Genomic DNA, 26,798 nt, shown 5'->3' on the forward strand with positions numbered 1-26,798 from the left:
CCGGTCCGAAAGCCAGCCTCCGTGTCCGGAATCATACGCGTCAGGGCCGCGTGATGCGGCCCTGAGTTGTTTATTTGACGCGTTTTCTTCACGCGAACCGGTGTCCACTTCGCTCGAAAACACTTTAGAACAGCGACTTCGCCGCCGCCGTGGCCACGCTCACCAGCGGTCCCGGATAGGCGAAGAAGAAGATATTGAAGATGCCTGCGACCGCCAGCACGGTGCGCAGCTCGACGCGGACCGGGTCGAGCTTGCCGAGCGGCTGGTCGAAATACATCACCTTGACGATCGACAGATAATAGAACGCGCCCACCACGCTGGTCAGCACGCCGATCACCGCGAGCGTGAACAGATTGGCCTTGATCGCGGCGACGAACACGTACCATTTGCCGAAGAAGCCGGCGAGCGGCGGCACGCCGGCCAGCGAGAACAGCAGCATCGCGAAGACGAAGGCGATCAGCGGGTTGGTGCGGGACAGGCCGGCGAAATCACTGATCTGCTCCAGCGCTTGGCCGTTGCGCTTCATGGCAAGGATGATCGAGAAGGTGCCGAGCGTCATCGCGACATAGATCGCGATGTAGATCAAGACGCCCTGCGCGCCCTCGACCGTGCCGGAGGCGAGGCCGACCAGCGCAAAGCCCATATGGCCGATCGACGAATAGGCCATCAGCCGCTTGATGTTGGACTGGCCGATCGCGGCGAACGAGCCCAGCGCCATCGAGGCGATCGCCACGAACACCAGGATCTGCTGCCACTGGGTAACGATGCCCGGGAAAGCGGTCAGCGTCGCACGGGTGAACACGGCGAGCGCCGCGACCTTCGGGGCCGAGGCGAAGAAGGCCGTCACCGGGGTCGGTGCGCCCTCATAGACGTCCGGCGTCCACATGTGGAACGGCACCGCCGAAACCTTGAAGCAGAGGCCGGCGAGCAGGAACACCAGGCCGAACACGATGCCGATGCTGCCGGTGGTCGCGGCCGCCGCAATGCCGGCGAAGCTGACGGTGCCGGTGAAGCCGTAGATCAGCGAGGCGCCGTAGAGCAGCATGCCCGACGACAGCGCGCCGAGCACGAAATACTTCAGGCCGGCCTCGCTCGACTTGGCATTGTCGCGCTGGCTGGCGGCAACGACGTAGAGCGCAAGGCTCATCAGCTCGAGGCCGAGATAGAGCGAAATCAGGTCGCCGGCCGAGATCAGCACCATCATGCCGAGCGTCGACAGCAGCACCAGGATCGAGAACTCGAAATTACGGGTCGACGGCTGGGACAGGTACTCGGTCGACAGGATCAACGTTGCCGCCGAGGCGATCAAAGCGAGGATCTTCAGGAAGCGGGCGAAGTCGTCGACGATGAAGCTGCCGCCGAAGGTGACGAGCTTGCCGGCCGGCAGCCAGAGCTCCAGCACGCCGGTCAGCACCAGGAGACACACCGCGAGCGCGGTGATCAGCCGGGTCGTGCCCTGCCCGCGATAGGCTCCGATCATCAACAGCACCATGGCGCCGACCGCGAGCACCAGCTCCGGCAGCACCGGCTGCAACTGATAACCTGCACTGGAAAAGCTCATGGGCTAAGGCCTTACTGCGTAACCAGCGCGGCTGCCTTCACGGCAGTCACGGCGGTGTTGTAATTGTTGACGAGCTGCTGCACCGAGGCGGCCGACATGTCGAGCACCGGCTTCGGATAGACGCCGAACAGGATGGTCAGCGCGATCAGCGGGAACAGCGTCACGCATTCGCGGAAGGTCAGATCCTTGATCGACATCAGCGACGGCTTGACCAGCGCGCCGAACACCACCTTGCGGTAGAGCCAGAGCGCGTAGCAGGCCGACAGGATCACGCCCGTGGTGGCGAAGAACGCCGTCGGCAGCGAGATCTTGAAGGTGCCGAGCAAGGTCATGAACTCGCCGACGAATCCGCTCGTGCCCGGCAGACCGACATTGGCCATGGTGAAGACCATGAAGGTCATCGCGTAGAGCGGCATCCGGTTGACGAGGCCGCCATAGGCCGCGATCTCGCGGGTGTGCATGCGGTCGTAGACGATGCCGACGCAGAGGAACAGCGCGCCGGAGACGATGCCGTGCGAGATCATCTGGAACATGCCGCCGGCGACACCCTGCGTGGTCACCGCGAAGATACCCATGGTGACGAAGCCCATATGCGCGACCGAGGAGTACGCGATCAGCTTCTTCATGTCCTCCTGCATCATCGCCACCAGCGAGGTGTAGATGATGGCGATGACCGACAGCGTGAACACGAACGGCGCGAAGTCGTGCGAGGCCAGCGGGAACATCGGCAGCGAGAAGCGCAGGAAGCCGTAGCCGCCCATCTTCAGCAGGATCGCGGCCAGGATCACCGAGCCCGCCGTCGGCGCCTCGACGTGCGCATCAGGCAACCAGGTGTGCACCGGCCACATCGGCATCTTCACCGCGAACGAGGCGAAGAAGGCGAGCCACGCCCAGGTCTGCATCGAGCGCGGCACCGCGGTGTGCATCAGGGTCGGGATGTCGGTGGTGCCTGCGTTCCAGTACAGCGCCATGATGGCGAGCAGCATCAGCACCGAGCCGAGGAACGTATAGAGGAAGAACTTGAACGAGGCGTAGACCCGGCGCGGACCGCCCCAGACGCCGATGATCAGGAACATCGGGATCAGGCCGCCCTCGAAGAACAGATAGAACAGCACGAGGTCGAGCGCCGAGAAGGTGCCGACCATCAACGTTTCCAGGATCAGGAACGCCATCATGTATTCGCTGACGCGCTGCGTCACCGACTTCCAGCTCGCGATGATGCAGAGCGGCATGATCGCGGTGGTCAGGATGATCAGCGGCAGCGAGATGCCGTCGATGCCCATGTGATAGGTGATGCCGGTGGCGAGCCAGGACGTCTTCTCGACGAACTGGAAGTCGGTCTGCGCGGGATCGAAACGCGCCACCAGGATCAGCGACACCGCGAAGGTGATCAGCGTGGTCCACAGCGCGATCCAGCGCGCCGTGCGGCTCGCGGTCTCGTCGCCGCCCCGCGCCAAGAGGTAGACCAGGATCGCGCCGACCGCCGGCAGGAAGGTCGTGACGGAAAGGATGGGCCAGGTTGTCATTTACTGGCCTCCCAAGCCGAACATGAACCAGGTGATCAATCCGGCGGCCCCGATCAGCATCGCGAACGCGTAGTGATAGAGGTAGCCGGTCTGCAATTTCACGACGTTGCGGGTGACGTCGAGCACGCGGGCCGAGACGCCGTCCGGACCGAAGCCGTCGATGACGAAGCCATCGCCCTTTTTCCACAGCGTGTAGCCGAGCCACTTCGCCGGGCGCACGAAGATCCAGTCGTACAGCTCGTCGAAGTACCATTTGTTGAGCAGGAACTGGTACAGCATCGGTTGCTGGTTCGCGAGCTCGACCGGCAGATACGGCCTGCGGATGTAGAACAGGTACGAGATGAACAGGCCGAGCGCCATCATGACGGTGGGCAGCGGCGCGAGCCAGCTCGGCATGTGCTCCATGTCCTCGAGGATATGCGGGTTCATCTTCACGGACTCGCGGAAGAACTCCTCGACGCCGTGCGGGCTGGCGAACACTTCCTTGAACGGAAGGCCCGCGAGGATCGAGCCGGCGGCGAGCACGCCGATCGGCACCAGCATCCACACCGGGCTCTCATGCGCGGCCTCATAGTGCTTCTGGTCGTGCGGCTCGCCGAAGAACGTCTTGAAGATCAGACGCCAGGAGTAGAACGAGGTCAGGCCGGCGGCCAAAATGGTCAAGAGATAGGCGTAAGTCGCGAACGGGTTGTGCGCCGCATAGGCCGCCTCGATGATCGCGTCCTTGGAGAAGTAGCCGGCAAACAGCGGGAATCCGGTCAGCGCCAGGGTGCCGATGCACATCACCGCGAACGTGTACGGGATCTTGCGCCACAGGCCGCCCATGTTGCGGATGTCCTGCTCATGGTGCATCGCGTAGATCACCGAGCCGGAACCCAGGAACAGCAGGGCCTTGAAGAAGGCGTGCGTGAACAAATGGAACATGCCGACCGAATAGGCCCCCGCTCCCATCGCCACGAACATGTAGCCGAGTTGCGAACAGGTCGAGTACGCGACGATGCGCTTGATGTCGTTCTGCACGAGGCCGATCGTGGCGGCGAAGAACGCCGTAGTCGCGCCGAAGAACATCACCACCGCTTGCGCGGTCGGCGACAGCTCGAACAGCGGCGACAGCCGCGCCACCATGAAGACGCCGGCGGTGACCATGGTCGCGGCATGGATCAGCGCCGACACGGGGGTCGGGCCTTCCATCGCGTCCGGCAACCAGGTGTGCAGCAGGAACTGGGCCGACTTGCCCATCGCGCCCATGAACAGGAACAGACAGGTCAGCGTCAGCGCGTCAGGGTGCCAGCCGAAGAAGTCAATGGTCTTGCCGGTCAGCCCCGGCGCGGCATGGAAGATGGTCTCGAAGTCGGTCGAGCCGACCAGCGCGAAGATCGCGAAGATGCCGAGCGCGAAGCCGAAGTCGCCGACGCGGTTGACCACGAACGCCTTGATCGCCGCCGCATTGGCCGACGGCTTCTGGTACCAGAACCCGATCAAGAGGTAGCTCGCGAGACCGACGCCCTCCCAGCCGAAGAACAGCTGCACCAGGTTGTCCGACGTCACCAGCATCAGCATCGCGAAGGTGAACAGCGAGAGATAGCCGAAGAAGCGCGGCCGGTACGGATCCTCGTCCATGTAGCCGATGGAATAGAGGTGAACGAGCGCGGACACGGTGTTGACCACGACCAGCATCACGGCCGTCAGCGTGTCGACCCGCAGCGTCCAGGCCACTTGCAGGTCGCCCGAGGTGATCCAGGGCAGCAGCACGACGCGCGCGTCATGGTGCATGAAGCCGACATCGACCAGCGTGAACCAGGACAGCGCCGCCGACACGAACAGCAGGCCCGTCGTGATCAGCTCGGCCAGCCGGGAGCCCGCCGCCGCCGGCTCGGCGACATGGTGGTCGTCATGGCCATGGTCGTCGTGGCCGTGATCGTCACCACCGTGATCATTATGGGCCGCCGACGCATGGGCCTCGCCATGCGCATCGTCGTGATGGTCGACGGTGTCGCCGCTCGGGCAGCGCGCATGCGCGCCGACCAGCGAGATGATCCCCGCGAGAATGGCTCCCAGCAGAGGCAGAAATACGATTGCCTGTATCATCGCCGGATTAGCCCTTCATCAGATTGACGTCTTCAACCGCGATCGAACCGCGGTTGCGGAAATACACCACCAGCACGGCGAGACCGATCGCGGCCTCGGCCGCCGCCACCGTCAGCACCAGCAGCGCGAACACCTGGCCGACGATGTCGCCGAGGAAGGTCGAGAACGCCACCAGGTTGATGTTGACCGAGAGCAGGATCAGCTCGATCGACATCAGGATGACGATGATGTTCTTGCGGTTCAGGAAGATGCCGAGGATCCCGAGCGTGAACAGGATCGCGCCGACCGCCAGATAGTGCCCCAGCCCGATCGTCATTTCACCCACTCCGCCGCGTCCGCATCCTGCAGGCCCTGCCCCGACGCCACCTTGCGCATCGCCATCGCCATGTCGGGCCTGCGCGCGTTCTGCACGTTGATGTTCTGCCGCTTGACGTTGGCCTTGTGGCGCAGCGTCAGCACGATGGCACCGATCATCGCGACCAGGAGCACCATGCCGGCGAGCTGGAAGTAATGGATGTACTTCGTGTAGAGCACGAGGCCAAGCGCCTCGGTGTTGCTGATATTGGTCGGGATCGCCGCCGTGATCGTCTTGGTCACGGACGGGTTGATCACCCAGGCGCCGACAACCAGCAGCAGCTCGAACAGGAAGATGCCGCCGATCACGATGCCGATCGGCAGGTACTGCATGAAGCCCTCGCGCAATTCGACGAAGTCGACGTCGAGCATCATGATCACGAACAGGAACAGCACCGCGACCGCGCCGACATAGACCACGATCAGCATCATCCCGAGGAACTCGGCGCCCATCAGGATGAACAGGCCCGAGGCGTTGACGAACGCCAGGATCAGGTACAGCACGGAGTGCACGGGATTGCGCGAGACAATCACCATGACCGCCGAGGCCACGCAGGCCGCGGCAAACAGGTAGAAGAACAGCGCCGGAAGGATCATGCCCTCACCTCACCGGTACGGCGCGTCGAGCGCGATCGACTTCGCAATCTCGCGCTCCCAGCGGTCGCCATTGGCGAGCAGCTTCGCCTTGTCATAGTAGAGTTCCTCGCGGGTCTCGGTCGCGAATTCGAAATTCGGTCCCTCGACGATGGCGTCCACCGGGCATGCCTCCTGGCACAGGCCGCAATAGATGCACTTCACCATGTCGATGTCGTAGCGCACCGTGCGGCGAGTGCCGTCGTTGCGGCGTGGGCCGGCCTCGATCGTGATCGCCTGCGCCGGGCAGATCGCCTCGCACAGCTTGCAGGCGATACAGCGCTCCTCGCCGTTCGGATAACGGCGCAGCGCGTGCTCGCCGCGGAAGCGCGGCGAGATCGGCCCCTTCTCGAAGGGATAGTTCAGCGTCGGCTTCGGCTTGAAGAAATAGCGCATGGCGAGAACGAACGCCGAGACGAATTCAGAGAGCAGAAGCGAGCGGGCTGTTGCGTTGACGTTGACACTCATGACGACCTCACTTCGGCGCGATGCCGGCGAACTGCAGCACACCGGCCACGATCACCACCATCGCCAGCGACAGCGGCAGGAACACCTTCCAGCCGAGCCGCATCAGTTGATCGTAGCGGTAGCGCGGCACGATCGCCTTCGCCATCGCGAACATGAAGAACATGAAGAACACCTTGAGGGCGAACCAGACGATGCCCGGAACCCAGGTGAACGGCGGCAGGTTGACCGGCGGCAGCCAGCCGCCCAGGAACAGGATCGACGCCAGCGCGCACATCGTGGTGATCGCGACATACTCGCCGAGCATGAACAGGAGATACGGGGTCGAGCCGTATTCGGTCATGAAGCCCGCGACCAGTTCGGATTCAGCTTCGACGAGGTCGAACGGCGGACGGTTGGTTTCCGCCAGCGCCGAAACGTAGAACACCACGAACATCGGGAACAGCGGCCACACATACCAATTCAGGATGGTGAGCTGCGGCAGGCCGATCAGATGCGCGAGCCCACGGGTATTCTGCGCCTCCACCACGGCCGACAGGTTCAGCGAGCCGACGCAGAGCAACACGGTGATGATGACGAAGCCGATCGAGACTTCATAGGACACCATCTGCGCCGCCGAGCGCAGCGCGGCCAGGAACGGGTACTTCGAGTTCGACGACCAGCCGGCCATGATGATGCCGTAGATTGACAAGGACGAGATCGCGAAGATGTAGAGAATGCCGACATTGATGTCGGAGATCACCCAGCCGAGGTTGAACGGGATCACGGCCCAGGCGGCCAGCGCCAGGATGCACGAAACCAGCGGCGCCAGCAGGAACACGCCCTTGTTGGAGCCGGACGGAATCACCGGCTCCTTCAGCACGAACTTCAAGAGGTCGGCGAAGGATTGCAGCAATCCGAACGGGCCGACCACGTTGGGGCCGCGGCGGATCTGCACCGCCGCCCAGATCTTGCGGTCGGCGAGCAGGATGTAGGCGATCGCGATCAGCAGCACGACGAGCAGCAACAGGCTCTCCGCGACCATGATGATCAGCGGCCAGAGGAAGCCGGTCCAGAACGCGCTTGCGAAGAATTCAGCCATCAGGTCACGCTCACTCCGCTGCCGTCAGCATTCGGCCCGACGCCAGCCGCGAGCATTCCGCCATCACGGCAGAGGCCCGCGCGATCGGGTTGGTCAGATAGAAATCCTCGACGGTCGGCTTGAATGCCGCCTTGTCGACGCTGCCGCCCTTGCCGGCCAGCGCCTTGACGTCGTCGGCCTTGCCGGCCTCGATCTGGTCGAGCCGCATCAGATGCGGATAGGTCTTGAACATCGCCTGGCGCAGCGCCTGCAGCGAGTCGAACGGCAGCTTCTTGCCGAGCACGTCGGACAGCGCGCGGATGATCGCCCAGTCCTCGCGGGCTTCTCCCGGCGGGAACGCGGCGCGGTTGGCGATCTGCGCCCGGCCCTCGGTGTTGACGTAGATGCCGGACTTCTCGGTATAGGCGGCGCCCGGCAGGATCACGTCGGCGCGGTGCGCGCCCTGGTCGCCATGGGTGCCGATATAGACGACGAAGGTGCCATCCGGGACCTTGATCTCGTCGGCGCCGAGCAGGAACAGCACGTCGAGGGTCCCGAAGGTCGTCATCTGCGCCGTGGTCAGGCCACCGGCCGAAGGCGAGAAGCCGATATCGAGCGCCCCGGCGCGCGAAGCGGTGTCCTGCAGCACGGCAAAGCCGTTCCAGCCGTCCTTCAGCGCACCGACATCGACGGCGAGCTTGGCCGCCTGCGCCAGCACCGCCGCGCCGTCATGCCTGGCGTAGGCGCCGGCGCCGACCAGGATGATCGGGTTCTTGGCGTTCTTCAGCACGTCGGCAAAGGAATGCTTGCCCCCCACGAGATCAGCGAGCGTGTCAGTGCCCGCACCGAGATAGTCGTGGTCATAGGTGAAATCGGCCTTCGAGCCGATCATGCCGACCTTGAGCCCGCCGGTGCGCCAGCGCTTGCGGATCCGCGCGTTCAGCACCGCGGCTTCCTTGCGCGGATGCGACCCGATGATCAGGATCGCGTCGGCCTGGTCGATCCCGGCAATGGTCGGGTTGAAGATATAAGAGCCGCGGCCGGCCTTGGAGGCAAACGCGTCACCGCCCTGCACTGCCAGATTGACCGAGCCGAACTTCGCGAGCAGCTCCTTCAGTGCATACATTTCTTCGACCGCGGCGAGATCGCCCGCGATCGCACCGATCCGCTTGCCGTCGGTCCGGCCGGCCTTGGCGGCGATCGCGGCAAAGGCTTCCTGCCAGGTCGCCGGCTTGAGCTGGCCGTTCTCGCGCACATACGGACGGTCGAGGCGCTGCGTGCGCAGGCCGTCGACGACGTGGCGGGTCTTGTCGGAGATCCACTCCTCGTTCACCGCCTCGTTGATGCGCGGCAGGATGCGCATCACCTCGCGGCCGCGGGTGTCGACGCGGATCGCCGATCCGACGCCGTCCATGACGTCGACCGACTGCGTCTTGCCGAGCTCCCAAGGGCGCGCCGCGAAGGCATAGGGCTTCGATGTGAGCGCACCGACCGGGCAGATATCGACGAGATTGCCCTGCAGCTCCGAGCTCAGCGCCTGCTCGAGATAGGTGGTGATCTCCATGTCCTCGCCGCGCCCGGTCGCGCCCATTTCCGGCGCGCCGCAGACTTCGGCGGAGAAGCGGACGCAGCGCGTGCACTGGATGCAGCGATTCATCGAGGTCTTGACCAGCGCGCCGAGATACTTGTCCTCGACCGCGCGCTTGTTCTCGGCGAAACGGCTGGTGTCGACGCCGTAGCCCATCGCCTGATCCTGAAGATCGCACTCGCCGCCCTGGTCGCAGATCGGGCAGTCCAACGGATGGTTGATCAGCAGGAATTCCATCACGCCTTCGCGCGCCTTCTTGACCATCGGCGAACGGGTCGAAATCTCCGGCGGCTCACCCTTCGGTCCCGGACGGCAGTCGCGCACGGCCCAGGCGCAGCTCGCGACCGGCTTCGGGCCGCCCTTCACCTCGACCAGGCACATCCGGCAATTGCCGGCGATCGACAACCGCTCGTGATAGCAGAAGCGCGGAATCTCGGCGCCCGCCGCCTCGCACGCCTGCAACAGCGTGTACTCCGGCGGCACATCGATCTCTTTGCCATCGACGATGATCTTGCTCATGTCTCTTCTCTACTCCGCCGCGACCATATGGACGGGATCACGAACGCCCTGATCGTCGAGATCGGCCTTGTGCGAATATTGATCGATGCGCTCTTCGATCTCGTGACGGAAATGCGCAATCAAACCCTGGATCGGCCACGCCGCGGCGTCGCCGAGCGCGCAGATGGTGTGGCCCTCGACCTGCTTGGTGACCTCGAGCAGCATGTCGATCTCGCGCTTGTGGGCGCGGCCGTCGGCCATGCGGGTCAAGACGCGCCACATCCAGCCAGTGCCCTCGCGGCACGGCGTGCACTGGCCGCAGCTCTCATGCTTGTAGAAATAGGAGATGCGCGCGATCGCCCGGATCAGGTCGGTCGACTTGTCCATCACGATCACGGCCGCGGTGCCGAGGCCCGAGCGCAGCTTGCTCAAGCTGTCGAAATCCATCGGCGTGTCGATGATCTGCTCGGCCGGCACCATGCGCACCGACGAGCCGCCCGGGATGACGGCCTTCAGATTGTCCCAGCCGCCGCGAATGCCGCCGCAATGCTTCTCGATCAGCTCGCGGAACGGAATCCCCATCGCCTCTTCGACGTTGCAGGGGCGCTCGACATGGCCGGAGATGCAGAACAACTTGGTGCCGACATTGTTCGGCCGGCCGATGGCGGCGAACCAGGCGGCGCCGCGGCGCAGGATGTCGGGCGCGACCGCAATCGACTCGACGTTGTTGACGGTGGTCGGGCAGCCGTAGAGGCCGACATTGGCCGGGAACGGCGGCTTCAGCCGCGGCTGGCCCTTCTTGCCCTCGAGGCTCTCGAGCAGCGCGGTCTCCTCGCCGCAGATATAGGCGCCGGCGCCGTGCGCGACATAGATGTCGAACGGCCAGCCATTGATGTTGTCCTTGCCGACCAGCTTGGCCTCATAGGCCTGGTCGATCGCCGCCTGCAGCCGCTCGCGCTCGCGGATGAACTCGCCGCGGATGTAGATGTAGCAGGCATGCGCGCCCATAGCGAAGCTTGCGAGCAGGCAGCCTTCGACCAGCAGATGCGGATCGTGCCGCATGATCTCGCGGTCCTTGCAGGTTCCGGGCTCCGACTCGTCCGCATTGACGACGAGATAGCTCGGACGGCCGTCCCTGGACTCCTTCGGCATGAACGACCACTTCATGCCGGTCGGGAAGCCCGCACCGCCGCGGCCGCGCAGGCCCGAGGCCTTCATCTCGTTGATGATCCAGTCGCGGCCCTTGTCGATGATCCCCTTGGTGCCATCCCAGGCGCCTCTGCGGCGCGCGCCCTCGAGGCCCCAATCATGGAGGCCGTAGAGGTTCTTGAAGATGCGGTCCTTGTCGTCGAGCATGCTCAAAACTTTCCGAACATCACCGATTGGCTTGGGAGTAAGCGAGCCCGGCGGCACAGCCGCCGAACACGATGGCCCACAACAGGCTGGATTCCAGCGTCGCGCTCAGGCCGTAACGTTGCAGCAGGAACATGAAGCCGGCCGCGACAGTGGTATGCAGGGCGATCGTGCGCCAGGCCTTCATCGCAGCGCCCCTTCCCACCTTGTTTTCCTGCCCGTTTGCCTGCACCTGAAAGCCCCCCATCAGGTGGTTTCCTTCAGCGTCGTCGGCCCGCCTGCGGGCGCCGAGAACTGACGGTTGACCTGCGGTCCCGGCTTCGGCGGATTGCCGGCGGCAAAGCCGTCGAGCACCTTGCCGAAGCTTTCCTTTGTCAGATCCTCATAGGTGTCCTTCCAGATCAGCACCATCGGCGCGTTCACGCAGGCCCCTAGGCACTCGACCTCTTCCCACGAGAAGTTGCCGTCCTTCGACAGCTGAAACGGATCGTGATGGATGCGATGCTGGCACACCTCGATCAGGTCGGCGGCGCCGCGCAGCCGGCATGGCGTGGTGCCACAGACCTGGACATGCGCCTTCTTGCCGACCGGCGAGAGCTGGAACATGGTGTAGAAGGTCGCGATCTCCAGCATGCGGATATGCGGCATCTCGAGCAGGTCGGCGACGGCGCGGATCGCCGCTTCCGAGACCCAGCCGTCATGCTGTTCCTGCACGCGCCACAGAATCGCGATCGCAGCCGAGGCCTGACGGCCCGGCGGATACTTCTCGATCTGCTTCTTGGCCCAGGCGAGATTCTCGTCCGTGAACGTGAAGCTCGCGGGCTGCAATTCCTTCGGGGCAAGGCGGCGGACGGACATCGATCAAACTCTCATTGCGGGCGGTGTGGATGCGGACATCATCACCGGTCGACCTCGCCGAACACGATGTCCAGCGAGCCAAGGATGGCGGAAACGTCGGCCAGCAGATGGCCCTTGCAGATGTGATCCATCGCCTGCAGATGGGCGAAGCCCGGCGCGCGGATCTTGCACTTGTAGGGTTTGTTGGTGCCGTCGGCGACGAGATAAACGCCGAACTCGCCCTTCGGCGCCTCGACCGCGGCGTAGACCTCGCCGGCCGGCACGTGCACGCCTTCGGTGTAGAGCTTGAAATGATGGATCAGCGCCTCCATCGAGCGCTTCATGTCACCACGGCGCGGCGGCGCGATCTTGTTGTCCTCGACCACGACCGGGCCTTGCCCGTCCGCAGCCCTCAGCTTCTGGATGCACTGCTTCATGATGCGCACCGACTGGCGCATCTCTTCCATGCGGATCAGGTAGCGGTCGTAGCAGTCGCCGTTCTTGCCGATCGGAATGTCGAAATCCATCTCGGCGTAGCACTCATAGGGCTGCGACTTGCGCAGGTCCCAGGCCGCGCCCGAGCCGCGCACCATGACGCCGGAGAAACCCCACTCCCAGGCCTCCTTCAGCGGCACCACGCCGATGTCGACGTTGCGCTGCTTGAAGATGCGGTTGCCGGTCAACAGCGTGTCGAGGTCGTCGACGACCTTGAGGAACGGATCGCACCACGCCTCGATATCGTCGATCAGCTTCGGTGGCAGATCCTGGTGCACGCCGCCGACCCGGAAGAACGCCGCGTGCATGCGCGAGCCCGAGGCACGCTCGTAGAACACCATCAGCTTTTCGCGCTCTTCGAAGCCCCACAGCGGCGGGGTGAGCGCGCCGACGTCCATCGCCTGCGTGGTGACGTTGAGCAGATGGGAGAGGATGCGGCCGATCTCGCAATACAGCACGCGGATCAGCTGGCCACGGCGCGGCACCGTGATGCCGAGCAGCTTTTCGGCCGCGAGGCAGAACGCATGCTCCTGATTCATCGGCGCGACATAGTCGAGCCGGTCGAAATACGGAATCGCCTGCAGATAGGTCTTGTGCTCGATCAGCTTCTCGGTGCCGCGGTGAAGCAGCCCGATATGCGGATCGACGCGTTCAACGACCTCGCCGTCAAGCTCCAGCACGAGACGCAAAACGCCGTGGGCGGCCGGATGCTGCGGCCCAAAGTTGATGGTGAAATTACGAAGATTCTGTTCGTTCATGATCAGGCCTTCGGTTCCGCCTTCGCCTTTTCGTCACCCGGCAAGGGGTAATCGGCCCCCTCCCACGGCGACAGGAAATCGAACTTGCGGAATTCCTGGTTGAGCCGGACCGGCTCGTACAGCACCCGCTTCTCCTGGTCGTCGTAGCGAACCTCGACGAAGCCGGTCAGCGGGAAATCCTTGCGCAGCGGATGGCCGTCGAAGCCGTAATCCGTCAGCAGGCGGCGCATGTCGGGGTGGCCGATGAAGATCACGCCGTAGAGATCGTAGGTCTCGCGCTCGAACCAGTCGGCGCCGGGGAATACGCCGATGATCGACGGCACCTGCGTGGTCTCGTCGGCTTGCCCCCGTACTCGGATGCGTGTGTTCAGCGTCGGCGACAGCAGATGATAGACGACATCGAAGCGCTTTTCGCGGCTCGGATAGTCGACCGCCGTCGCGTCGGTGAAATTGACGAAGCGGCAGTTCGGATCATCACGCAGAAAAGTGACGACGTCCACGATTCTGCCAATCTCGACGTCGATAGTGAGTTGATTGAACGCGACCGAGTGCGCCGTGGCGGCGCCCGGAAGCGCGCTCACGATCGTCTGCCCAAGGGCGTCGAGCTTGCCGTCGTCCATGCCTGAAACCTTAGCGTTCGATAGTGCCGATACGGCGGATCTTCTTCTGCAGCAGCAGCACGCCGTAGAGCAGCGCTTCCGCCGTGGGCGGACAGCCCGGCACGTAGATGTCGATCGGCACGATGCGGTCGCAACCGCGCACCACCGAGTACGAATAGTGGTAGTAGCCGCCGCCATTGGCGCAGGAGCCCATCGAGATGACGTAGCGCGGCTCCGGCATCTGGTCGTAGACCTTGCGCAGCGCGGGCGCCATCTTGTTGGTCAGCGTGCCCGCAACGATCATCACGTCGGACTGCCGCGGCGAGGCGCGCGGCGCAAAGCCGAAGCGCTCGACGTCGTAACGCGGCATCGAGACCTGCATCATCTCGACTGCGCAGCAGGCGAGACCGAAGGTCATCCACATCAGGGAGCCGGTGCGCGCCCAGGTGATGAGGTCGTCGGCCGCGGCGACGAAGAAGCCCTTGTCGGACAGCTCGTGATTGACCTCGAGGAAAAACGGATCATTGGCGCCGACCAGCTTGCCGGTCGACGGATCGAGAATGCCTCTCGGAGCTTGCGCAATCGCCGGCTGCGAGGATGCGGCGGTGGGGCTCAATCCCATTCGAGCGCGCCTTTCTTCCATTCATACGCGAACCCGACCGTCAGCACGGCCAGGAACACCATCATCGACCAGAAGCCGGTCGCGCCCAGTTTTCCGAACGCCACCGCCCACGGGAACAGGAACGCCACTTCGAGGTCGAAGATGATGAAAAGGATGGCCACCAGATAGAAGCGGACGTCGAACTTCATGCGGGCGTCGTCAAAAGCGTTGAATCCGCATTCATAGGCGGACAGCTTTTCCGGGTCCGGCGACTGGAACGCGACCAGGAACGGCGCGATCAGAAGCGCCAGCCCGATCAGGCTCGCGACTCCGATAAAGACCACAAGTGGGAGGTAATTCTGCAGGATGCCGGTCATCGGCGAGGCCTTCTTGCTGCGGTTTCGGACGTGCCGCAGATTCGTTGATTGGAATTGTTCTTGAGGCTTTAGCGCAGCGCAACAGGGGGCGCAAGACAAGCTATTTTGACGCTTTTACCGCCCCTTCCCGCGGGCTGATGGCCTCATCGGGCGGATGCGCTGCCTCAATGGGCAACGCTGCGCCGGCCACCCGGTGCCCTGCGCTCTCCCCATATCAGCCCAGCTCCCTTTCGGCAGCGAGCATCTCGGCCGCGGTCAGCGTCAGGCGGTCGAGATGTCCGAGCAGCAGCTCAAGATCCTGTGGACCAAGCTGTTCCAGCAGGCGCCGGTTTCGCTCCTGCGCGCCGGCCACAATGGCGTCATGGGCGGCGAGCCCGGCCTTGGTGAGGGAGACAAGTGTTTCCCGATTGTCACGCGGGTTGGCGGCCTTGGCGACCAGCTTGCGCGCGACGAGCTCGGCGAGCGCCCGGCTGATCTGGCCCTTGTCCATGCCGACGGCTTCGGCAAGCCGCACCACGCTCATCGGCGGCCGCCGGCCGAGCGAGGCAACCAGGCCGAACTCGACCGAGGACAGGCCGGTCAGCCGCTTGTAGCGCAGCAGCGCACCGCGCCTGAGCAAATTCGCGAGCACCATCAGCCGTGACGACATCATCGCGGTGATCGGCGCCAGCTCGGCATCGACCACCGCCTCCGGCGGCAAGGCCCTCGCAGTCCTGAGCTTCTCGGTCATCGCCAACCTCTGCCAACACAGCCTGTCGCTGCCAAGCTAATCGATATCGTTGACATTGTCATCGATCTATCGTTGACTTCATCAACGATACAGCGACCGTCGGTAAGAATCCGGCGGCGGGAGGGAACTAGCATGACGATGACCCAGCTCGATCGCGATCTCGGCACGGCCTATGCGATGAAGCCGTCCACCACCCGGACCGAGCTCACCTCGGTCATGCGCGGCACACCGATGGGCGAGCTGCTGCGCCGCTACTGGCACCCGATCGGGCTCGTAGACGACGCCACCGATATCCCCAGAAAAGTCCGCGCGCTCGGCGAAGACTTGATCCTGTTCCGCGACCGGCTTGGCCGACCCGGCCTGCTGCATGCGCGCTGCTGCCATCGCGGCACCACACTCTATTACGGCAAGGTCGAGGAAGACGGCATCCGCTGCTGCTATCACGGCTGGAAGTTCGACACCGAGGGCCGCTGCCTCGAACAGCCCTGCGAGCCCGAAGGCGGCCCGTTCAAGGACAAGGTGCGCCAGCCCTGGTATCCGGTGCAGGAACGCTACGGCCTGATCTTCGCCTATATGGGCCCGGCGGATAAGAAGCCGGTGCTGCCGCGCTACGAGTGCCTGGAGAATATGGACGACGGCGAATTCGTCGAGGCCGACGATTCCTCGATCGGCGGCGGCGGGCCCGCCGTGATCCCGTGCAACTGGCTGCAGCATTTCGAGAACGTCGCCGACCCCTATCATGTGCCGGTGCTGCACGGCTCGTTCTCGGGGCCGCAATTCACCACCATGATGGCCTCGATGCCCGAGGTGAAGTTCGAGATGTCGCCGCGCGGCGTCGCGGTGCGCTCGATCCGCAAGCAGGATGACGGCAAGGTATTCTATCGCGTCACCGAGGCCGCCCTCCCCACGCTCCGCGTCGTGCCCAATCCGCGGGTCGCGCAATTCGCCCGCGTCGAATCGATCGGCTGGACCTTGCCGATCGACGACACTTCGTTCCGGATCTATGTCGCCGGTCGGGTCAAGAAGTCAGGCGATATCGGCCGCATGCGCTCGAAGTTCAACGGCAAGCTCTGGTGGGACATGACGGAGCAGGAGCACCAGCAATTCCCCGGCGACTACGAGGCGCAGGTCGGCCAGGGGCCGGTGACGGTTCATTTGGAAGAGCACTTCGGCCAGAGCGACCGCGGCGTCCTGATGATCCGCCGGATGCTCTCTGACCAGATCGAGGCCGTGGCCGCCGGCCGCGACCCGATCGGCGTGTCGTTCGACGCCAATGCCGGGCCGGTCGAATTCGAGGCAGGGAATTACATCCGCGAGGCGTAGGGCCCGCACCCAAGCAAACAAGAAAAGACCAGAGATCATCGGGGGAGGAAGTCATGGTCGATGTCGCACCGCAGGCGGCTGCAGCCACACGGGCCGCTGCCTTGCCCTCCGCTCGCCGTTACTACGTGCTCGGCTTGCTCACGATCATCTACGCCCTCAACTTCCTCGACCGCACGATCTTCAACGTCCTGATCGAGCCCATCAAGAAGGAGTTCGCGCTCAGCGACACCACGATGGGCCTGTTGGCCGGGTTCGGCTTCGTGCTGTTCTACTCGCTGCTCGGCATTCCCATTGCGCGGATGGCCGATCGCCTCAACCGCCGCAACATCGTCGCGGCAGCCTTCGCGTTCTGGAGCGCGATGACCTATCTCTGCGGCCTAGCCTCCAGCGTCGCGACGCTGGCACTGGCGCGGGTCGGCGTCGGCATCGGGGAGTCCGCGGGCACGCCGGCCTCGCAATCGATGATCGCCGATCTGTTCGACAAGAACGAGCGTCCGCGCGCGCTCGGCATCTACGCGATCGGCACCTATCTCGGCGTCTTCCTCGGCTATTTCATCGGCGGTTACGTCAATCAGCACTATGGCTGGCGGATGGCCTTCTTCACCGCCGGCCTGCCCGGCATCGCGCTCGCCGCGGTGCTGTGGCTGACGATCTCCGAGCCGAGGCGCGGTGCGATGGCCGAGACCTTCAAGGCCGAGCCGATCGGACCGACGCTGGGCTTTCTGATCTCGCAGCCGAGCTTCGTCATCGTGCTGGTGGGCTTCTGTCTCACGACCTACACCAACTACGCCACCGCGGTGTGGATCCCGCCGTTCCTGGCGCGCATCCATCATCTGACCAGCGCCGAGATCGGCACCTTTGCCGGCACCTTCAAAGGTCTCGCCGGCATGGCGGGCACGCTGATCGGCGGCCTCGTGGTAGCGCAGATCGGCCGCCGCGACGATCGCTGGAAGCTGTGGGCGCCCGCGATCATGTCCGGCCTCGCCGGCCCCGTCTTCGCATTGTGCATGCTGACGCAAAGCTTCACGTTGATGGTCGCGACGCTCGCGTTGACCTCGTTCATGGTCGGCTTCCATCTCGGCCCGATCTTTGCGATCGCCCAGACGGTCGCAAAGCCCAGCATGCGGGCGCTGGCTTCGGCGATCGTGCTGCTCACCGCGACCTGCTTCGGCCAGGGCGTCGGCCCCCTCGCCGTCGGCATGATCAACGACGCCCTGAAGGGCGCGTACGGTACGGATGCGGTTCGCTACTCGCTGCTGTCGGCCGCGGTGACGACGACGCTGGGCGCACTGCTGTTCGTTTGGGCGGCGCGCTGGATCCGTGCCGATATCGCGCGCGCCAGCTAAGCGTCCATGAAGGCCAGCAGGTCGGCCATCAGGCGCGCACTGTGCGTGAGCGGCAGCGCGTGCGGCGCGCCTTCATAGACGTTGAGCTTGCTGCCCTTGATCAGCGCCGCCGTCTTCGCACCGGTCAGCTCGAGCGGCGCGCTGGCATCCTTGTCGCCGTGCACGATCAGCGTCGGGCGATCGATACTTTTGGCCGCGGCGCGCAGGTCGGCAAAGGAGATGGTCTTGCGGCAGGCCAGCGCCACCGGCAGCGGCACGCTCAGCATCATCTCCCTGATCCAGGCCCGCGTTGCCTCGGGCGTGTCGGGCATGAAGAACGGCGCCTCGTTCTCGCCCATCCATCTTGGGAAGTCCTGCGCGATCGCGGCATTCTGCGCCTCGACTATCGCCCTCGGCACCGCGACCGGATTGTCCTCGGTCTGCACGATGAACGGCGTGGTCGGTGCCACCAGGACCAGCCGCGCGACGCGACCGGCGCCGTGACGCGCCAGATAGTTCACCGCCTCGATCGATCCCATCGAATGCGCGACGATCGTGACGTCGTGGAGATCATGCTGCTCGATCACGGCAGCGACGTCATCGGTGAGCGTGTCGAGATCGTATCCCGTCATCGGCATGTCGGAACGGCCGTGGCCGCGCCGATCCGGCGCGACGCAACGGAAACCCTTGGCGTTCAGCGCGACGATCTGGCTGCCCCAGACGCTGGAATTGAACGTCCAGGCGGCAAGCAGCAGCACCGGGTTACCCGAGCCCCAATCCTGCACGAACAGTTTTGTGCCGTCGCTTGCGGTCGCATAAAGCGGTTGGCTGGCCATGATGGAAGTCCCTTTGCAGATCGATCGGCAACATCGCCGCCGATGCACCGACCATCGCAAAGGGAGATCGCGCGCGCGATTACGCCTCAGGTAATCACGCGCGTGATGTAAGGCTCACGGAAGCGGAAACGCGCCCGTCTCACCACTGATACCGCACCACGCCCTTGCCGGCGTAGCTCGAGGTGACGTTGGAGAACTCGCCTTCGAAGGTCGCCGCGGCCGACCAGCCGTTTCGCCAGTTCATCTCAACCGATGCTGTGGTCAGCGCGGAGTCGCTTGCCTGCGCCGCGCCGTTGACGACGAAGCTGGTGCCCGGCAGCGCCTGGAAGGTCGCGGCAGCCGAGCGGCTGGGGTCGTAGTCGTGGGCCCAGGCGAAGCGCGTGCGCAGCGTCAGGATGCCGTCCTGCACCGGGAAGGACTTGTCGGTGCGAAGGCCGAGCTCGCTGCGCGTATCGGTCAGGCTCTTGCCGCCGTAGGTCAGCGCAAACGTCGACAGACCCGAAATCACCCGCTCGGCGTAACCGGGCAGTTCGAAAGTCGTGAACTGGCCCGCGGCGTAAGGCGTGATGCCGACGCCGTCGATCCACGGCGCGACAAAACGATAGCCGCCCTCGAGCCGCCCCGAATAAGCGTTGGCATTGAACTCGGCACGAAGCTGGTCGACGCCAGCGGCCGTCACGGTGCGATTGGTGATGATGTCCTGCCAGCCATAGGCGAGCGCGGCGGAGACATAGGCCGGACCTTCGGTGTGGCGAACATAGGCGCCGGCCTGGAACAGATCGGACCGGCCGCTGCCGCTTCCCGCGACCGAGAAACTGGTGCCGCCGCCGGCGATCGCAAAGCCCGCAATGGTGTTCGGCGAGAACTGATAGTCGGCGCCGACCGCCGTGCCATAGATGCTGCTGGTGGTGTCGTTCGATCCGACCATGGCGTTGCCGCTGGTCGATTGCGAACCGCCGAAGCCGGCGGCCCAGACGCTCCATCGCGGCACGAACGGCACCGGCGGCGCCTTGGTGAACATCGCGAACGCATCGGTCTTCCGGGTCGCGGCATAGGCGCTCGCTTCGCCCTCTTCCGCATAACCTGAAGCTCCCGGCATCGAACCCGCCGCACCGGTGCGGTTCATGAAGGGATCGGTGAGCAGCCCCATGAACAGGTTCATCGCATCGAACGTCGTCTGCTGCGAGCCGGTCGCCAGTTCGCCGGACGCCTGCGTCAGGCCCGACGGCGCGAGCGTGCCGAACACCATCGGAATGCCGCCGGTCGCATTGAAGTAGTTGACCAGCGTGTTCGCGACGTTCTGCTGGTTGGTGGAAAGCCCGCCGCCGAAGCTGGGAGCCGGAAAATTCAGCGCCAGATTGAGATAGGCGTGGGTGGCGTCGTAGCTCAGCGTGTCGGTGAAATTCGTCGGCAGGTTGGTATTTGCGATGTTGGATGCAAATGTGCCGGATATGCCCCCAGCGGCGTTCAGGATCGTATACTGCCTGGAGATGTAGCTGCCGTTGGCGAACACTGCATTGACGGTCGCGCCTCCAAGTGTCGCGTTCGCGTTGACATTGGTCGATGCCGCAGCGGTCGGCGTCACCTGCACCTGATAGATCGCGCCGGATTGGAAGGCGAGACCGCCGTTGATCGTCAATGTGCCGGTCGGATCTGCAGCACTCCCGGGCGCAAGCGTGCCTCCGCTCATGATGGTCGTAGGTGCCGGAATGACGAAGCCGCCCCTCAAGGTGTCGCCGGTGACCGGCTCCTTCACCACAATCGTACCATCAACGGCGGTGGTGGCGCCGGGGTTGGCGTCTAACAATGTCGACGTGACGCCGTTGTGGAAAGAGAAGATGGTCGGAGCACCGACGATGCCGGTGCCGCTCAAGGTGCCCCCGGAATTGACCGTCACTTTCAGCGAGTTGGCGATCGAGCCGTCCACTTCAAGGGTGCCGCCGGTGACGGTGGTGGCGCCGGTGTAGGTGTTGATGCCGGTAAGGATTTCCTTGCCGCCGGTGATCGCCACACCGCCGCCCGCGCCGCCGTCCCGGATGATGCCGGCGAACGTGCCGTTGGCATTGGTGAAGGTTAGCGCATTGGCGCCGAGATTCACGGCGCCGAAGATGCTGTTCCCGGAAAGACCGTTGATCGAGACGCCGCCACCCGCGCGCGATATATCGAAGATGCCGTCGTTGATCACGGCCTTTGAGGACGCGATGCTGCCGCCGCTCATCAGGTCGAGCTCGCCGCCGGCGTTGATCGTGGTCAGCCCGGTATAGGTGTTGGCGCCGCCGAATCTCGCCAGGCCGCCAAGGGCGATCGTCACATTGCCGCCGGTGCCGCCGCCAATGCCGCCGTCCTGGATGACGCCGTTGTAAGTACCCACAGCGCGGGTGATAGTCAGGGTCTTGGCGCCGAGAGACACGACGCTGTGGCCGGTCGGATCAACCAGGCCGACGACGCTGGCGCCGCTGTTGGTCTGCGAAATATCGAATGTGCCGATTCCCGCGCCCGGAGAGAAGAATGCGACCGCGAACGAATTGGCGATCGAGCCGTTTCCCTTGAGCGCCAGCGTCGCGCCGGCATCGATCTGGGTAAGGCCGACGTAGCCGTTCACACCCGACAGGGTCTGCGTTCCGCCCGCGATCTCGAAGCCCCCCGCGCCCGTGCCGTTGATCGCGCCGGAAAACTCCGTCGAACTGGCGGTAATCACCAGTGCGTTGCCGCCGAGCGCAACCGATCCATCGCCCGCGAGCGTTGTGATCCTGTTGAGGAAGAACGATGATGCCGAAATATCAAATGTGCCGTTGACTGTCACGACGCTCGAGTTCGAGATGCTGCCGAAAGCCGACAGCGCCAGCGTTGCGCCGGAGTTGATGGTCGTCGCGCCGGAATAGCTTTCCGCTGCCGAGAAGATCAGCGCGCCGCCGCTACCGGAGTTCGCGACCGTCACACCGCCCGTGCCGGCAAGTGCCGTCGCGAGCGTCACGGCATTGCCATTATAGTCGAACGTCGTGCCGCCAGCTCCGATAGCGTTGAGCCGGCCCGAGATGTCGGCTGTATTGCCGCTCGCCCATTGCAGGCCGCCGCCGTTGAGCGTGATGTTGCCCGAGCCGAAATTGTTCGCTGCGTTGAAATTGACCAGGCCGCCGCTCACGGTCGTGCCGCCCGAGTAAGTATTCGCGGCCGTCAGCGTCAGCGTGCCGGCGCCTGTCTTGGCGAGGCCCCAGCTGCCGGCATTGGCACCGGTGCCGCCGCTGCCGGTCTGATCAGCGATGACATCGGAGACGGTCTGGTTCTGCCCGGCCCCAGGATTGAAGGTCAGCGTCCCGTTGCCCTGCAGGAACATGCCCGAGCCGAACGCGGAGCCATTGCCCGCACCAACGCCGCCGGTCCCGCCGCTGACGCTGCTGCCGTTGATCGTGAAGGCACCGGCAACAACGAGGTTCCCGCCACCCTGCACGAACACCGCGCCGCCCGCACCGAGCCCGCCGCCGGCGCCGCCTTGAGCATCGTTGCCGCCATTGCCGGCGCCGAAGCCGCCAGTATTTCCGCAGCTGCCGCCATCATTGCCGCTCGAGCCGCCGCCACCGCCACCGAAGCCGCCCTTCCCCGCACTGAGATAGCAGCGCACACTTCCGCCGCCGCCGCCGAACCCGCCAACGCCGCCGGACGTGTTGAGGCTGCCGCCGCCGCCGCCGCCGAAGCCGCCAACACCGCCGCCGCCGCCGCTCGGGCCCGAGACGGGGGTAGCAGCGCCGCCACCGATGCCACCGCCGCCGGCGGCACCATTGATGGTAATGCCGATGGCCCCACCACCGCCGCCGCCACCGCTGGCGCCACCCGTGCCCGGCGTGGCGCCGCCATCGCTGATGCCGGCGCCGCCGCCAGCGGCGCCGATGGCGATGCCGGCAGCGCCATTGCCACCCGTGGTGTTCGCCGCGCCGGCCCCGCCATTGGCGCCGAGACCAATTCCGCCGCCGCCGCCAGCACCGGCATTACCGCCATTGCCGCCGTTGCCGCCGAGGCCGCCGCCACCTCCGCCGCCGCCGCCCGCGCCATAATTGCCGCCGTTACCTCCATTGGCCTGGTTGCTGGCCAACGAAACATTACTAACCGTGACGTTGGCGCCGCTGGCAACGAACAGCGCTCCACCGGCACCCATCCCGCCGCCACCACCGCCATCGAACCCATTGCCCCCTTTGGCCACGGCGTTCCGGATCGTCAGATTGTTGACCGCGACGGTGCCCGAGTAGACGAAAAGCCCGCGCTGTGCGCCGCCGCCGTCGAGCGTGAAGTTACCGCCGTTAATCGTGACGGTGCCGCTCGAATTGATGATGGGCAGCGTTGTCGCGCTGGTCAGCGTGATGTTCTGCGTAATGTTGAGTGTGTAGCTGGTACCCGGATTGCTATCGATCGTCGTCAGCGCGGCGACGAGGCTTGCACCATCGCTGGCGTTCAGCACCGTTTGGGCATGTGCGGCAGTCGCGCACGCGACGAACAGAACGAGGGTTGCCGCAACCCGTCGGAAGCAGAGAAAACGGAAGCGTTTCACAACGTGCACGCGCATGGCATTCCAACTCGGGCCGCGCACAGCGCGGCCACTGAAAATCACAGCGGCAGGTTGTACCCCCTGAGACATCCTGCCGCATGACAAAAAACAAAAATGGAACTGAAAGCGCGACGATGTGCCTTCTTTGCCACAAGGCTTGGCCCCACTTCATCCCGCATCCCGCCACGTCGGCGGCAGAACGATGGGCCTTACCTGTTGGTATTTTCCGTGAAGCTCGCCACGACATTCCGATAGCGCTTGCTGCCCGCGATCGTCTCGCCATTGTCCATCCGCAGGACGAAGTCCCCCGCCGGACGATGCTCGACTGCCACGACCCGCGCCAAATTCACCAGCCGCGCCCGATGCACGCGCACAAGGCCGAACGGCTTCAGCCGATCCTCCTCCCGTGCAAGCGTGCCGCGGATCAGGTGACGTCCGTTGGGGAGGCTAAACTCGACATAGTTGCCCGCAGACGTCACGGCCACGATATCGCGAGGATCGACCCGAAAGCTCGCGGAGCCGTCCCGCAGCCACAGGCTGGGATTGGCGGTGTCGACGGACGGTCCGGCCAGCGGCAGTGCAAGCGCCGAGGCCGGCGGCGCTGGTGTTGCGAGCATCGGTGTTACTGGCATCGCCAACACCTTGCGGTCCATCAGCCAGATTACCACGGCCACCATCAGAGACGAGAGGACGTCCTTCTGGAGCTCATGCGGAAACGCCGTTGCCCAATGAAAGGAATAGCCGTCGGCCAGCAGCAGCTTGCGCAACCCGACCATGGTGACGAGATGTGCGAACGCGTAGAGCAACGTCGCCGCCACTGCCCATGTGACGGCCATCACTCGGCCGCGACCGACACGCAATCGGGTGATGCCGCTTCGCAGCAGCGGCAGAAACACGATCCAGGCAATGGCACTCGTCACCTCGAGCAGCACGGGCATGCGCAATGGCGCGAACCCCGCGGACAGTTTGAATTCGCTCACCGAGGAGAAGACGTTGACCACGCCGCTCGCCACGATCAGCAGCGCCACCCAACCATAGGCGAGCATCGAGCCGCGCTTCGCCCCGCCCGGTCGGATCGCTGTCACATCGCTGCGATTTTCGTCCCCGAAATCCGCTTGCTCATCCCAACCCCGCTCGACGCGCCGATCGATGCCGCGTTCAATGGAATCCTCTGGCTGCGTCGTGGACATGTCGGGATGGAGTAAATGCTGCAACTCTTCAGGTCACCTGCCCCGGCGGACAGGTCCGGGCCCCAATTGCGATCCGTCACGCAATCGGGTCTTTACCACAGGCAGGCGAGCGGCGTCCCGCAAGGACAGGATGGCGCGCCGTCCGGACGGCGTGAAATTCGCTCTACTCACGGACAGGTGACCGGCCGATGAATCGTCGCGAACTCCTGATCGGCGCCGCCTTGACGCCGATGGCGCGCTGGATCGCACCAGGGTCGTTAGCCCCTGCGCAGGGTGCGAACAACTTCTCGCAAATATTTCGGCGAACGCGTCCCTCGGACCCGCAGTGGCCGTCGGCCGCCAGCTGGAACCGGCTGAACGAGCAAACCGACGGCCACCTCATTGCGGTGAAGTCGCCGCTGGCGGCGTGTCAGGACAGTCCCTCAGGTCCGGCGTGCCGCGATGTGTTCAAGGGGCTGAAGAACCCCTACTACATCGGCGACGATCCAGCACTGACCCAGACCACGGGCTATCTCGATGCATGGGCGTCCCAGCCAAGTGTCTACGCGGTCGCGGCGCGCACGACAGGTGACGTCGTTGCCGCCGTCAATTTCGCACGTGACAACAATCTGCGGCTGGTCGTCAGGGGCGGCGGCCACTCTTATCTCGGTACGTCGAGTGCACCGGACTCGCTGATGATCTGGACCCGCGCGATGCACGACATCACGCTGCACGACAGCTTCGTCCCGCAAGGCTGCCTTGATCCGCCGCAGCCGGCCGTCACCATCGGCGCCGGCGCGATCTGGATGCATGTCTACAATGAGGTGACGACCCGAGGTGGCCGCTATGTCCAGGGTGGCGGCTGTGGAACCGTCGGCGTAGCGGGACTCGTGCAGGGCGGCGGCTTCGGCAGCTACTCGAAGAACTACGGCACCGCCGCGGCGAGCCTGCTGGAAGCGGAGATCGTCACCGCGGACGGCCTCGTCCGGATCGCAAATGCCCGCAGCAACCCGGACCTGTTCTGGGCCTTGCGCGGCGGCGGCGGCGGCACCTTTGGCGTCGTCACCCGCCTGACGTTGCGCACCCATGAACTACCCGACGTCTTCGGCTTCGCCTCCATGACGATCAAAGCGGCGTCTCACGCGTCATTCCGCCGCCTCGTGAGCGCATTCGTGGATCTCTACGCCGACCGCCTGCATAACCGCCACTGGGGCGAGATCGTCAACATCAAGCCCGGCAATACGCTCGACGTCCAGCTGTCGTTCCTGGGCCTTGACAGGCAGCAGGCCGACCAACTGTGGCAGCCATTCATTCTCTTCGTCACCGCGGCCGAGGCTGAATTCACCTTCACCCGTCCGCCGTCGATCCGCACCGGTCCGGCAGCGCACCGCTGGGACGCCGCCTACATCCGACAGCGCGCTCCGCAGGCGATCCTCTCCGACGATCGTCCGGGCGCTCCGGCGGAGAACGTGTTCTGGGCCGCCAATCAGAGCGAAGCCGGACACTTCATCCACGGTTTTGAATCGCTCTGGCTTCCGGCATCGCTGCTGAGCGGCGTGGAACGTCCGCGGCTTGTCGAAGCCCTGCTGGCGGCCGCCCACCATGCGACGGTCGAGTTGCACTTCCAGAAAGGGCTGGCCGGCGGATCTGAAGCCGCGATCGCCTCCGCAAGGGAAACCGCCACGAACCCTGCCGTGATCGACGCCTTCGTGCTCGCCATCATCGCGAGCGAGGGCCCGCCCGCCTATTCCGGCCTCAGCGGCCACGAGCCGGATCTGGCCGACGCGCACAAGAATGCCACCGGGATCACGAAGGCGGTCGGCGAACTCAGAAAGGTGGCGCCGGACGGCGGCGCCTATCTTGCGGAAAGCAGCTTCTTCGAACCGAAATGGCAGCAGGCCTATTGGGGCCCGAACTACAAGCGGCTTCTGGAGATCAAGCAGAAGTACGATCCGGCCGGCCTGTTCTTCGTGCGCCACGGCGTCGGCAGCGACGACTGGAGCGACGACGGATTTACGCGGCTGGCGACGCACCCATGAGGGTCCCGAAATGACCCGTCGGCGATTTGCAGCTCGACCGGAAGCC

22 protein-coding genes are annotated in these 26,798 nt (G+C 64.7%); 3 read left to right on the plus strand and 19 right to left on the minus strand.

Features of this window, described 5'->3' with window-relative positions:
• Positions 1-124: 124 nt before the first annotated feature.
• The 16 genes from nuoN to HU230_RS14965 form a co-directional block, all read right to left on the minus strand.
• On the minus strand, positions 125-1,561 hold the full coding sequence (gene nuoN / locus HU230_RS14890; protein ID WP_092114636.1) for an NADH-quinone oxidoreductase subunit NuoN: 1,437 nt from the start codon (positions 1,559-1,561) through the stop codon (positions 125-127).
• 11 nt (positions 1,562-1,572) lie between these two features.
• A complete protein-coding gene (locus HU230_RS14895) occupies positions 1,573-3,087 on the minus strand; it encodes an NADH-quinone oxidoreductase subunit M (protein ID WP_176531018.1) in 1,515 nt (504 codons plus the stop codon).
• Entirely contained in the window at positions 3,088-5,175 is a 2,088-nt protein-coding gene (gene nuoL, locus HU230_RS14900; RefSeq protein WP_176531017.1) for an NADH-quinone oxidoreductase subunit L, read from the minus strand.
• Between the two features lie 7 nt (positions 5,176-5,182).
• Positions 5,183-5,491 (minus strand): NADH-quinone oxidoreductase subunit NuoK, encoded by a 309-nt coding sequence (gene nuoK / locus HU230_RS14905; RefSeq protein ID WP_027537255.1) that lies wholly within the window; start codon positions 5,489-5,491, stop codon positions 5,183-5,185.
• Entirely contained in the window at positions 5,488-6,126 is a 639-nt protein-coding gene (locus HU230_RS14910) for an NADH-quinone oxidoreductase subunit J (RefSeq protein WP_176531016.1), read from the minus strand. The genes nuoK and HU230_RS14910 overlap by 4 nt, the downstream gene beginning before the upstream one ends.
• A gap of 9 nt (positions 6,127-6,135) precedes the next feature.
• Entirely contained in the window at positions 6,136-6,630 is a 495-nt protein-coding gene (gene nuoI, locus HU230_RS14915) for an NADH-quinone oxidoreductase subunit NuoI (protein WP_097673576.1), read from the minus strand.
• A gap of 7 nt (positions 6,631-6,637) precedes the next feature.
• Complete coding sequence (gene nuoH / locus HU230_RS14920) at positions 6,638-7,708, minus strand: NADH-quinone oxidoreductase subunit NuoH (protein ID WP_176531015.1); 1,071 nt, start codon at positions 7,706-7,708, stop codon at positions 6,638-6,640.
• Between the two features lie 10 nt (positions 7,709-7,718).
• Positions 7,719-9,794, minus strand: coding sequence for an NADH-quinone oxidoreductase subunit NuoG (gene nuoG, locus HU230_RS14925; protein ID WP_176531014.1), 2,076 nt, complete (start codon positions 9,792-9,794; stop codon positions 7,719-7,721).
• Between the two features lie 9 nt (positions 9,795-9,803).
• Positions 9,804-11,129 carry an NADH-quinone oxidoreductase subunit NuoF gene (nuoF, locus tag HU230_RS14930; RefSeq protein ID WP_176531013.1) on the minus strand — a complete coding sequence of 442 codons (1,326 nt, stop codon included), beginning with the start codon at positions 11,127-11,129 and terminating at the stop codon, positions 9,804-9,806.
• A 19-nt stretch (positions 11,130-11,148) separates the two neighbouring features.
• Entirely contained in the window at positions 11,149-11,373 is a 225-nt protein-coding gene (locus HU230_RS14935) for a hypothetical protein (RefSeq protein ID WP_176531012.1), read from the minus strand.
• The gene (gene nuoE / locus HU230_RS14940) at positions 11,373-11,984 is read right to left on the minus strand and encodes an NADH-quinone oxidoreductase subunit NuoE (protein WP_176531011.1); all 612 of its coding nucleotides are present in this window, start codon (positions 11,982-11,984) and stop codon (positions 11,373-11,375) included. Before nuoE ends, HU230_RS14935 begins: the two co-directional genes overlap by 1 nt.
• A gap of 41 nt (positions 11,985-12,025) precedes the next feature.
• Positions 12,026-13,216 carry an NADH-quinone oxidoreductase subunit D gene (locus tag HU230_RS14945; protein ID WP_176531010.1) on the minus strand — a complete coding sequence of 397 codons (1,191 nt, stop codon included), beginning with the start codon at positions 13,214-13,216 and terminating at the stop codon, positions 12,026-12,028.
• Between the two features lie 2 nt (positions 13,217-13,218).
• Positions 13,219-13,836 (minus strand): NADH-quinone oxidoreductase subunit C, encoded by a 618-nt coding sequence (locus tag HU230_RS14950; RefSeq protein ID WP_092114646.1) that lies wholly within the window; start codon positions 13,834-13,836, stop codon positions 13,219-13,221.
• A gap of 10 nt (positions 13,837-13,846) precedes the next feature.
• Positions 13,847-14,437, minus strand: a complete 591-nt coding sequence (locus HU230_RS14955) for a NuoB/complex I 20 kDa subunit family protein (RefSeq protein WP_420840869.1) — start codon at positions 14,435-14,437, stop codon at positions 13,847-13,849.
• Positions 14,428-14,793 carry an NADH-quinone oxidoreductase subunit A gene (locus HU230_RS14960; protein WP_018271860.1) on the minus strand — a complete coding sequence of 122 codons (366 nt, stop codon included), beginning with the start codon at positions 14,791-14,793 and terminating at the stop codon, positions 14,428-14,430. The genes HU230_RS14955 and HU230_RS14960 overlap by 10 nt, the downstream gene beginning before the upstream one ends.
• Positions 14,794-15,007: 214 nt before the next feature.
• Entirely contained in the window at positions 15,008-15,523 is a 516-nt protein-coding gene (locus HU230_RS14965; protein WP_173642780.1) for a MarR family winged helix-turn-helix transcriptional regulator, read from the minus strand.
• A 132-nt stretch (positions 15,524-15,655) separates the two neighbouring features.
• Between HU230_RS14965 and HU230_RS14970 the strand changes: the two genes are divergently transcribed.
• A complete protein-coding gene (locus HU230_RS14970) occupies positions 15,656-16,846 on the plus strand; it encodes an aromatic ring-hydroxylating dioxygenase subunit alpha (RefSeq protein WP_176531009.1) in 1,191 nt (396 codons plus the stop codon).
• A 53-nt stretch (positions 16,847-16,899) separates the two neighbouring features.
• The gene (locus tag HU230_RS14975) at positions 16,900-18,192 is read left to right on the plus strand and encodes a spinster family MFS transporter (RefSeq protein WP_176531008.1); all 1,293 of its coding nucleotides are present in this window, start codon (positions 16,900-16,902) and stop codon (positions 18,190-18,192) included.
• On the opposite strand, the gene HU230_RS14980 is transcribed toward HU230_RS14975, so the two are convergent.
• The 3 genes from HU230_RS14980 to HU230_RS14995 form a co-directional block, all read right to left on the minus strand.
• Positions 18,189-19,007, minus strand: a complete 819-nt coding sequence (locus tag HU230_RS14980) for an alpha/beta fold hydrolase (RefSeq protein ID WP_176531007.1) — start codon at positions 19,005-19,007, stop codon at positions 18,189-18,191. The two genes, HU230_RS14975 and HU230_RS14980, sit on opposite strands and share 4 nt — an antisense overlap.
• A 139-nt stretch (positions 19,008-19,146) precedes the next feature.
• Positions 19,147-23,562 carry an autotransporter domain-containing protein gene (locus tag HU230_RS14985; protein WP_275949085.1) on the minus strand — a complete coding sequence of 1,472 codons (4,416 nt, stop codon included), beginning with the start codon at positions 23,560-23,562 and terminating at the stop codon, positions 19,147-19,149.
• 191 nt (positions 23,563-23,753) lie between these two features.
• Positions 23,754-24,734, minus strand: coding sequence for a LytTR family DNA-binding domain-containing protein (locus HU230_RS14995; protein WP_176531006.1), 981 nt, complete (start codon positions 24,732-24,734; stop codon positions 23,754-23,756).
• Between the two features lie 188 nt (positions 24,735-24,922).
• Between HU230_RS14995 and HU230_RS15000 the strand changes: the two genes are divergently transcribed.
• Positions 24,923-26,752, plus strand: a complete 1,830-nt coding sequence (locus tag HU230_RS15000; RefSeq protein WP_176531005.1) for an FAD-binding oxidoreductase — start codon at positions 24,923-24,925, stop codon at positions 26,750-26,752.
• Positions 26,753-26,798 lie beyond the last annotated feature (46 nt).

It is taken from the genome of Bradyrhizobium quebecense (assembly GCF_013373795.3).
Lineage (GTDB): Bacteria > Pseudomonadota > Alphaproteobacteria > Rhizobiales > Xanthobacteraceae > Bradyrhizobium > Bradyrhizobium quebecense.